The organism is Kitasatospora sp. NPDC001225 (genome assembly GCF_053597855.1).
This window is the reverse complement of the sequence record NZ_JBSFJC010000321.1, coordinates 1-3038: the sequence shown is the minus strand read 5'-3', so window position 1 is coordinate 3038 and position 3038 is coordinate 1. Positions and strand designations below refer to the sequence as shown.

General features: G+C 75.7%; 3 protein-coding genes and 1 pseudogene. All 4 read right to left on the bottom strand.

The features are described 5' to 3' along the window. Positions 1 to 103: pseudogene (locus tag ACWDCZ_RS39865) on the bottom strand (FtsK/SpoIIIE domain-containing protein); the annotation flags it as partial. A 335-nt stretch (positions 104 to 438) separates the two neighbouring features. After that, positions 439 to 1182, bottom strand: coding sequence for a (2Fe-2S) ferredoxin domain-containing protein (locus tag ACWDCZ_RS39860; protein ID WP_449818528.1), 744 nt, complete (start codon positions 1180 to 1182; stop codon positions 439 to 441). After that, a complete protein-coding gene (locus ACWDCZ_RS39855; protein WP_107418789.1) occupies positions 1179 to 1994 on the bottom strand; it encodes an ABC transporter ATP-binding protein in 816 nt (271 codons plus the stop codon). Before ACWDCZ_RS39855 ends, ACWDCZ_RS39860 begins: the two co-directional genes overlap by 4 nt. Next, positions 1991 to 3038, bottom strand: a 1048-nt coding sequence (locus ACWDCZ_RS39850; RefSeq protein ID WP_449818527.1) for a FecCD family ABC transporter permease, incomplete at its 5' end; no start/stop codon positions are given. The genes ACWDCZ_RS39855 and ACWDCZ_RS39850, both read right to left, overlap by 4 nt.

The window sequence follows — 3038 nt, the reverse complement described above, 5'->3', positions numbered from 1 at the left end:
TGGTGCGCAGCAGTTCGCTCTTGCCGGAGCCGGTGGCCCCGACGATCAGGCCGTGCGGGCCCATGCCGCCCTGGGCGGACTCCTTGAGGTCGAGCGACGGGGGCGACGGCCGCGGCCGCCACGGCCGGGCCGCACGGCAGCACGGCGATGGCCGACGCCACGACTCCGGAAAGCCCGTAACGCAAAGGAGTTCTACGACTACGAAGAGCGCACATGCATTCCATCATTCAGACGCACCGCCTCCCTGGCTACGCCGACCGGTTGCTCGGCTCCGGCGCGCGCCCCGCCCGCAGTCCATGGCGCCCCTCACCCGGGGGGAGGTCGGCGGAGTCGGCCGGGCGGACCGGTCTCGGGACCACGTGGTGACGGTCCGTCCGGCGGACGCGTCGCGGCGGCCCGGGAACGGAGTGCGCCCCGCTCCCGGGCCGGTGGCCGCGGTCAGTCGTCGTGGTGGTCCGGCTGCTGCTTCCGGTGGCGGGGGAGGCGGTGGGACTCGAGCGGTCGTCCGCCGGCGAGGTGCTCGGTGACGATGAGGGCGGCGGTGGCCGGGTCGACGTTGCCGTACCAGACGTCGTCCGGCTGGACGCTGATGACGGGGGCCTGGTTGCAGGGGAACTGGCAGCCGGTCTGGGTGACGAGCACGTCGTCGTCGCCGAGGCCCTGCTCGGTCAGTCCCTGGACCAGGGCGCGCAGTCCCTCCTCCACGCCCTTGGCCGCGCAGCGCGGGCCGCGGCACACCATGACCTGGTGCTGGTGGCCGGGCACGTCCTCCCAGGCCGCGGAGGTGAGGCCGGGCTCCGCGCCGGTGACGGCCTTCGTCGCCGCGGCCACCGTGGCGACCGCGTCCGGCGAGTCGGCGAGGCGGGTGGCGACGAGGAGTTCGGGACGGTGGCCCGCGCGCTCGCGCCACCAGTAGGCGGCGATCCGCCGGAGCCAGGACTGGCCCGGGCCGGAAGCCGTGAGGCGGACGCCGACCAGGACCACGGTCTCGGTGCCCGCGTCGGCCAGCCTGGTCAGCTCGGCCGACAGGGACGGGTCCGCCAGCTGCAGGAACGCGATCGAGGCCCGGTGCGAGGCCGCCGCCCGGAGGAGTTCGTCACGACGGACGGCCTCCCCGGCCGACATGCCGACCAGGACCACGGCACTGCGGCGGGCGGGGGCGTCCGGGGCGGGGGAGGTCATGGCGTCGTCCTTTCGTGGAGCAGTCCGTTCCACCGGATGTGCGGTCTGTCGTGCCGGGGGTGGCGTTCCACGGTGACGTCGACGCCGTAGACCTCCGCGATCGTGCGCGAGGTGAGCACCTCGGAGCCGGGCCCGTGGGCGACCAGCCGGCCGTCGAGCAGGACGGCGACCTCGTCGCAGTAGGCGGCGGCGAGTTCGAGGTCGTGCAGCGCGGCGACCGTGGTGATGCCCAGCCCGCGGACGGTTTCGAGGAAGCCGAGTTGGTGGCGCAGGTCGAGGTGGTTGGTGGGCTCGTCGAGCAGCAGCACGTCGGGTTCCTGCGCCAGCGCCCGCGCGAGCTGGACCCGCTGCCGCTCGCCGCCCGAGAGTGTCGGCCAGGAGCGGTCGAGCAGGTGGCCGACGTCGGCCGCGGCGACGGCGTCGGCGACCACGGACCGCTCGTGGGCGTCAGCGGCGGAGTCCGTCGGCACGGGCCAGCGGCCGCGGTGCGGCGTGCGGCCGAGCTCGATGACCTGACGGACCGTCAGCGACAACCGGGTGTCCGCCTGCTGCTCCATGAAGGCCACCCGTCGTGCCCGCCGGCGGGCCGTGAGCGCGTGGAGGTCCTCGCCGTCCAGCAGGACCCGGCCCGCGCTCGGCCGGGTCAGTCCGGCGACCGCGCGCAGCAGGGTGGTCTTCCCGGCGCCGTTGGGCCCGAGCAGGCCCGTGATCCGGCCGGGGCGGAAGGCGATCGAGACCGCGTCCAGCAGGGTGGCTCCGCCGACGCGGACACCGAGTCCCTCCGCGCGCAGCCCGACAGGCGTCGTCGTCACTGCGCCCTCCCGTCGGCCCGCCCCTGGCGCCACAGCAGCCAGGCGAAGAACGGCGCTCCGAGCCCGGCCGTGACGACGCCGACGGGGATCTCCCGGTCGGGGAGGACCGAGCGCGCCACGACGTCGCTGCCCACCAGGAGGGACGCGCCCACCAGCGCCGACACGGGCAGCAGGAGGGCGTGGCGCGGGCCGCAGACGAGACGGACCACGTGCGGGACGACCAGGCCGAGGAACCCGATGACGCCGGTGTTGGCGACCAGGCACGCGGTCACCAGCGCGGCGGTGGCGACGAGGACCCAGCGGGTGCGCTCGACGTGGACGCCGAGGGAGCGGGCGGCGGTCTCGCCGAAGGCGAAGGCGTCCAGGTCGCGGGCCGCGGAGGCCAGGACCGTGACACCCACCAGCGCGACCGCCAGCAGGAAGACGGCGGTGGGCCACCGCACGCCGGCGACCGAGCCCAGCGTCCACTCCATGACACCGCGCGCCGCGTCGCGGTCCCCGAGGGCCATCACCACGAACGAGGTGTAGGCCCCGCACATCTGGCCCACCGCGATGCCGGCGAGCACGGTCCGGGCGGTGGGCAGCGACCGGGTGCGCGCGCCGGCCAGGGCCAGGACGACGACGGCGGCGAGCAGGGCGCCGGCGAAGGCCGCCGTCGCCACCGCGCCCGTGCCCACGGCGCCGGACACGCCGACGCCGAGGACGATCACGGTGACCGCGCCGGCGGCGGCTCCGTCCGAGATCCCGAGCAGGAAGGGATCGGCCAGGTCGTTCCCGGTCAGGGTCTGCAGCACCGCGCCGCAGACCGCGAGGCCGGCGCCGGTGGCGGCCGCCCCCAGCACCCGGGGCAGCCGCAGCTGCCAGACGATCTGGTCGTCCAGCAGCGTCACAGGAGGGTCGCCCAGCCCGAGACGGCGCGCCACGACCTCGATCACCGTCCGGACCGACTCGTGCTGCGAACCCACGGCCAGGCCGAGGAGCAGGGTGCTCAGGAGCAGGGCCGCGGCGACGGCCAGGGCCGCTGGCTGCCAGGCGAAGGTCGCG

Bases quoted from the DNA above. Each gene is read 5' to 3' on its own strand.
- ACWDCZ_RS39860 (WP_449818528.1), bottom strand. From the start codon at position 1,182: ATGACCTCCCCCGCCCCGGACGCCCCCGCCCGCCGCAGTGCCGTGGTC.